The 6736-nt window shown below is 62.3% G+C and carries 5 protein-coding genes; 1 reads left to right on the top strand and 4 read right to left on the bottom strand.

Annotated elements, in window-relative coordinates:
- The first annotated feature begins 335 nt into the window (after positions 1 to 335).
- On the top strand, positions 336 to 1682 hold the full coding sequence (locus KBC96_15205) for a hypothetical protein (protein ID MBP6965740.1): 1347 nt from the start codon (positions 336 to 338) through the stop codon (positions 1680 to 1682).
- Between the two features lie 227 nt (positions 1683 to 1909).
- On the opposite strand, the gene KBC96_15210 is transcribed toward KBC96_15205, so the two are convergent.
- From KBC96_15210 to KBC96_15225, 4 genes are read right to left on the bottom strand one after another with little or no spacing between them, the layout of a single operon-like run.
- A complete protein-coding gene (locus tag KBC96_15210; protein MBP6965741.1) occupies positions 1910 to 2554 on the bottom strand; it encodes a hypothetical protein in 645 nt (214 codons plus the stop codon).
- A gap of 33 nt (positions 2555 to 2587) precedes the next feature.
- A complete protein-coding gene (locus KBC96_15215; protein MBP6965742.1) occupies positions 2588 to 3769 on the bottom strand; it encodes a DNA adenine methylase in 1182 nt (393 codons plus the stop codon).
- Positions 3770 to 3775: 6 nt separating this feature from the next.
- Positions 3776 to 4933: a PD40 domain-containing protein gene (locus tag KBC96_15220; GenBank protein ID MBP6965743.1), complete on the bottom strand. Its 1158-nt coding sequence runs from the start codon at positions 4931 to 4933 to the stop codon at positions 3776 to 3778.
- Positions 4934 to 4936: 3 nt separating this feature from the next.
- Complete coding sequence (locus tag KBC96_15225; GenBank protein MBP6965744.1) at positions 4937 to 6535, bottom strand: D-aminoacylase; 1599 nt, start codon at positions 6533 to 6535, stop codon at positions 4937 to 4939.
- Positions 6536 to 6736 lie beyond the last annotated feature (201 nt).

Raw genomic sequence — 6736 nt, forward strand, 5'->3', positions numbered from 1 at the left:
AACCAGTTCAACCGATACCTGAGGGGATCCAACCGCAGGCCGCTCCTTGCCCACGGTTGGCGATCCGCATCCCAGATCCTCCGCCATTATCAGGACGTGGTGTAACACATGATTGACAAATCTACATTGAGCAGTCAGGTTTCAATGAAGCCTTTCTGGGTATAACCAACTTGTGCGTCTGGCAGAACGCTTGGAGCACGCACAGACTGAGCAGGGGCAGGAGGGAGTGTCTCCCCAGCGGAACGGATTCCGCGCCTCGCGCGTTCGCGAGGAAGCCCACGGAAGAAGAGGAGGTCCACGAGCCTCGTTTGCCGCCCTGCAGGCAGGAGTCTGACTTGCCGCCAAGGACAGCGACAACCGTAGCCCTCCCGGCGATCGCCCTGTTTCTCTGCGCGGTCCTCTCTTGGGCTACTCCTTCCAAGGGCGCCTCCGAGCAGCCGGCGGAGATGCCGTTTGCCGGCATTGACCGGCGCGCCCTTGCGGCTCCGCCGTCGGAGACCGTTTCCGTGGAATGCCTCGTCTCCTACCTCACCAATGGCGCAAAGAGCGACACGGAGAAGGCGCGCGCGATATTCCGCTGGATCACCGCCAACATCGCTTTCGACGCCTCCGCGATGAGAACTACCGACCCTCTCAAAGTTGACGTGGAGCGAATCCTGAGAGAGAAGCGCACGGTCTGCATGGGCTACTCCGAGATCTTCTATATCCTCGGACGCGCAGCCGGCCTGGAGGTCGAGAGAATCCAGGGGTTCGCCAAGGGTTACCCCGGCGACGACAACGCCTGCGACGGCGCGCCCTGCCATGAGTGGAACGCCGTCAAGCTCGACGGCAGTTGGGCGCTCCTCGACTGCACCTGGGCGGCGGGCAGATTCGAGAACGGAGGGACATTCGTCAAGCAGTACGACGAGTTCTACTTCCTCACCCCGCCCGAACGCTTCGTTCTCGATCACTTCCCGCTAGACCCCGACTGGCAGCTCCTCCCGAAGGCCGTCTCGTGCGCCGAGTACGCCTCGCTCGCCCATCTCAGGTCGGCCTTCTTCAGATACGGACTCGAGCTCGACAGCCACCGCTTTTTCAGCCTCAGCACGACCGAGCCGATCACCATCACCATTCGCGCGCCGAAGGACATCCTGATCCTCGCCCAGTTGACCCGTGACGGGGAGGAAGTGACCCGTGGGTACACATTCGGCGAGAGGAAGGGCGACCGGTTTGCCATCACGGCCGCGTTTCCCTGCCCGGGCAACTACCGGCTCAGGCTCTTCGCGGGGAGAGAGGATTCGTCCGACAGGTGTGACTGGGTGGCCGAGTACGCGATCGCCGTCCCCTCACTATCTAAGCCCGCCCACCGCTTCCCGGAGTGCCATAAGGCGTATCTCAGGCGAGATGCCGTTGTGATCTCTCCACGATGCGGCCATCTCGAACCCGGCAGCAGGGAACTGTTCAGCGTATGTGTGCCGGGCGCGAAGATCGTTGCCGTCATTGCGGGAGAGAAGTGGTCCTATCTGGAGAGGAACGGTGACGTCTTCGAGGGCGCCGTACACGTCACAGGCGAGCCGATGCAGGTGTGCGCGAACTTCGGCAACTCCCGCGAGTACGAAGTGCTCCTTGCCTACAACGACGCCCCCACCGTCGAATCCTCCGTCGCTGGAACGAAGCAAGAGACCGCATCGCCAAAGCCCTGACCAGCCCCGGCACCATCCAGAGCTACCTTGCCGTCAGTCTGAACGTAGTTCAGGCCGATCCCTCCCGGCATGCCAGGCCGTATCCGGCATACAGGGGGATAACGACTAAGGACTTGTGAGACATCCCAACAGAATGGTAGAAGCCAGGAGATGACGGGCCAGACAAGAAAGAAGGCGGAGGTGAGAGAGGACACCTCCGCCCGAGTGGGTGCGATCCAAATCAGCTCTCAGAACGACGTGGTGAAAGCGCCGCCGTAGTAGACGTCGCCCTTGATCCAACTGACCTTGCCCTGAAGCATCCTGATGCCATAGGCCAGCGCGTAGTTCCAGTCGTTAGTGTCATACTCGACCAGAGCCCGCGCGCCGAGAGGTGCGATCTTCCCTTCGATCCCGAAGAAGAAGCCGCTCAGCTCTCCGCCGATCCCGACACCGCCGTGCACTCTCACACCCTCGAGCAACCCGGGAATACCTTCGGTGATCGGGACCGTCTTGCTCGATACCGCGTATATCGAACGCCCGCCGGTAGAGAGGCTGAGCCCTTTGGCGTCCTCGCCGATGTCTCTGATACCGACCGCCAGCGCGGGGGTGAACATAGTCTCCGGGGTAACCTGCGCCTGGGCGCTCAGCACGTCCGTGTCATCCGATCCGTAGCCTGCGTACCGCGTGCCCTCGACCTCAAACTTGCCGATGCCGACGTTCACCCAGTAGATCCTGCCGTCGCCGTCGGCGTTACCGGCGTATTCAGCTTTGACCCCGCCCGTGCCGAAGGTGTCCCCGGTCGGTATCAGGATCAATCTGTCTGCCGACGCCGCGCCAATAAGCGCGAATACGAGCAACGCGACCAACGCTGCCAGAACCATTGTATTCCTCATCCGTCTCCTCCTGCTCCATAGTCCGATGCCGTCCTACGTCCATATACGTTCGCCATGAACCTGCTGTTTCACCTTCTCGATATCATCGGCCGAGGACCTCATTCCAGTATCCACCAGCACGACGAACTCTATGTTGTGACGCCGAGGCGAGGGTCTCTGCCTGCTGACACGGTACCGCTTGTAGACACGTGTGAGCACGGAACATCGCCCCCTAGTGGCGAGCGCATCGAGCAGATCGTCGAAAGCGATGATCCCGTCCGTGCTGTAACTTAAGATGATGTGGCGCGCATCGAGCCCGGCAATCAGGCGACGGAACTCCGTGAGGGCGCGCGATCTGTGGCAGTAAGCACTGCGGCGCTCGACCCGCCAGTCGGTTCGAATCGCTGACTTGCCGTTCTCCGGCGAGCCAACCTGGTACACCCGGCCGACGGGCGGCTTATCCCAAAGGGCAACGGTGTTCAACAGATGGTAGTTCGCGCCGTACTGATGCTGGTTGTACGGCGGATCGAGATACGCGATGTCGCAGCAGACTCTGCCGAGCAGATCGGACGCGTCGGCTTGGAGGACCGTGTTCTCAAGCCCGTTGTCCCAGAAGGTCGGCGGGGAGAGAGTGAGCCTCGAGCGAATCCTGTACCACGCCGTCTTCGTGGAGCCGCCCCAGCCCCGATGCCAGCCCTTGAAGACGCCGGAGGTGTTGCTGCACCAAGCGGCCTGAAAGATGAGCGGGCCGAGCAGCACGGCTTCCTCCAGTACGCTTATCGCCCCAGAGTCGCTCCACTCGGCGATCCGTTCTCGTACGGCATCAATACGGCGACCGTTCTCCTGGGTGTAGAACATTCGCTCGGAGTCGGGATTCGGGCACTCGTCGTCGGCCGGGCAGTAGTGGGAGGCGATGTATCCGCCGGGAATCCCGGGCAAATCGTTCAGCGCGCGGAAGGCCTTGTCCATTCCGCCTAACGCGCTGAAGGCAGGCGGGCGGTTGGCGGCGATCCACGCGGTATTGATGATCCGGGCATAGGGCTCCCAGTCGTTAGCGACGACACGATAGCCCATCGTCTTGGCGAGGCGGGAGACGACCCCGCTCCCGGCGAAACAGTCGTAGAATGTGCCACCCGCAACGCCGGTGGAGCAGATCGCACGATGGATGAGTGAGAGCAGCCTGCGCTTGTTGCCGATGTACGGAATGAGCTGATCGGTATGGTAGGCGACCTGCATCGAGGGCTAGCGTCTCTTGACGGCGGGCGACCATCGGGGCTGTGAGTTATCGCCGTCACCGTTCGTCAGGTTTGTCGCGCCCTTGCCGTCCGCGCCGGCGCACCAGATGTCGCGCCGCCCATCCGCGCCGACGAGGGTGTAAGCCAGGTTCTTGCCGTCGGGCGACCAAGTCGGTTCGCGCGCGTCGCCCTTGACCAGAACGCGCGGCTTCAGGGAACCCGGCTCGATCTCGTCGAGTGCTCTTCCGTTCAGATCGAGCAGGTAGATGCCTATGCATTTGTCAGGGTAGCCGTCGCCGAGGCGCCACATCTCGAAGGCGATCTGCTTCCCGTCGGGCGACCAGGCGAGCGCACCCGGACCGAGATCCGATGAGCCGGTGAGAAAGACTTCGCGGCTGGACATCGTCGAGATGTCAGAGATGAATATACCGTGTCTGGGAGACCCGCCCTTCGCAGCGAGACCGACAAAAGAAACGGCGAGGTAGTAGTCTCTGCCGGACCAGTCCATCTCCATGCGGCGCGCGGTCTCTACCGTCCCGTCCCGCAGTGTCGTTAGTGAGCGTGTTTCGCGCATGGGATTGTCGAAATCCTCGCGGACGACGGCGGTCTGCAATCCGCTCGTATCTACAATGCCGGCAAGCGTCCGGCGCTTCGGCGACCATCCGACACGCACGAAAATCATGCCCGATTCGGCGACGCCCTGTTCGAGCGTAGGCATCACCTGAAGATCCTCGCCGGTGGCGCGGGCAATGACGAAGACTCTTCCGCTCGAGAGGCAGACAATCTCCTTCCCGTCCGGACCCCACTCGGGCAGGTCCTTTGTACCGGCACTGACGGTGAGGCGCTTCGTGTAGCTCCCGTTCCACGAGGAGACGTAGATCTCATACCTGTCATCCTCGCGATTCGAGGCGGACACAATCTCCCTGGCATCGGGCGACCATGCGGGCGAGATGTCCGCGGCGGCGTCGTTGGTGATGCGGCGTGCATCGGAGCCGTCGGTTCTCATTGTCCAGATGTCGCGTTGGCCACCCCTCTCTGAGACGAACGCGATGTGTTCGGCATCAGGCCGGCTGACGAAGAGAGCCGCTCCCTGTTGAAGAAAGTACAGTCCAGCGAGGCCGAGAACCGCAACGGCGCCCAGGAAAACGAATATCCCTCGATTCATAAATCACCCTCCGTGGCGAAGCACCTTGCCCGGCATCGCGCCCGTGAATGCGCCGTCTTCCAGGACGACCTGCCCGGCAACGATGACAAAGCGAATCCCGCGCGCCGGGCTGACCGGGTTATCAAAAGTCGCGGTGTCCTCGACAGTGTCGGGATTGAAGATCGTAATGTCGGCGGCGTTACCGACGGCTATAGTACCCCGGTCCTTGAGGCCAAGTCGTCTGGCGGGCATGCCTGTCATCTTGGCGACGGCCCGCTCCAGAGGAAGAACATTCTCCTCGCGGACGTATTTCGAGAGGACTCGGGCGAACGTGCCGTAGGCCCTCGGGTGAGGCTTGCCTGTCGTCATCGGGCCGTCGAAGGTGCGGGCGGTGGCGTCCGAGCCGATGACGACAGCGGGATGCTTCATCACTGTGCGGACATCGTCCTCGCCGATGACGAAGTGCATCATGCCGATGCTCCCACCCTCCGCCTGGAGAAGATCAAAGGCGGCGTCTACGGGGTGCTTGGCAAGCCGCTCCGCGATCTGCGTGATGCTGAGGCCCTCGCACCACTTGTTCTCGTCGCGCTTGAGAGAGCTCAGCACGACGGTGTCCCATCCACCAGAATCGGCAAGATAACCGGCCTCCATATCCTGCAGGACTGTCTCACGAAGCCTGGCCCTCTGCTCGGGATCAGACAGCCGGGCGACGAGCGCCTTGTTCCCGCCGTCGTGCGCCCATTTGGGAAGCATGATACCAAGTCCGGTGGAGGTCGCGAGATATGGATATTGGTCAAGGAACACATCGCCGCCGTCCGACAGAGCCGCGTCTATGACGGCCAGCGACTTTGCGACGAGCCCCCAGTTCTTGACCCCACAGGCCTTGTGGTGAGAAATCTGGACTCCGGCCCCGGACTCTCGCCCGATGCGCAGGGCCTCCTCAACGGCCTCGACGACGGCCTCGGCCTCGTTGCGCATGTGCGTGGCGTAGATTCCGCCGTACTCCGCGGCGACCCTGCAGAGCTCGACGACCTCTTCGGTCTTGGCGTAGCATCCGGGCGGATAGATCAACCCGCTGGAGATGCCGAACGCACCCGCCTGCATCGCTTCGCGCACAAGAGCACGCATCTCCTGGAGTTCCTGGTCGGTCGGCGGACGGTCGCTGTATCCGACCGCCACCTCGCGGACGGTCCCGTGGCCGACGAGCGTGGCGAAATTGATGGCCATCGGAGTGGCATCAAGGACGTCGAGGAACTCAGACATCGTGCTCCAGGAGGGATTGAACCCGCACTCCCTCAGCCAGGACGAGCATTCAGCGACGGGTTGTTTTCCTCCCCGAGGCGCGGACGAATCGCCGCAGTTGCCGCTGACCTCCAAGGTCACGCCCTGAGTGGACTTGCTCTCGACTCGCGGATTGGCGAGGACAAGCTCATCGGTATGCGAATGGATATCAATGAAGCCGGGAGCGACAACGCACCCGTCGGCATCCAGGGTGCGCGCGGCGGACCCGTCCGCCTTTCCTATCGCGGCGATCCGTCCGTCGCTGAGAGCAACGTCGGCAGCAAACCCCGGCCTGCCGCTGCCGTCAATCACGAAGCCGTTTCTGATGAGCATGTCAAACACGGGCGTAACCTCGTCAAGTCAGTTGGTTCTATTGTAACTGTTTCACCAGTCCTTGGGAAGGGGCAACGGACGCCCAGGTCACTCCTGCTGGAGTGTGTACATTTGTTTTGGGCTCGTGTCTCGCGGACTTGATTTTCATCACTATGCCGCCAGCGCTTCCAGGGCTTTCTGGCGGGCGCGCTTCGCCTTCTGCGCGCGCTC

The sequence above is a fragment of the Armatimonadota bacterium genome, from assembly GCA_017993055.1.
Taxonomy (GTDB): Bacteria; Armatimonadota; UBA5829; order DTJY01; family DTJY01; genus JAGONM01.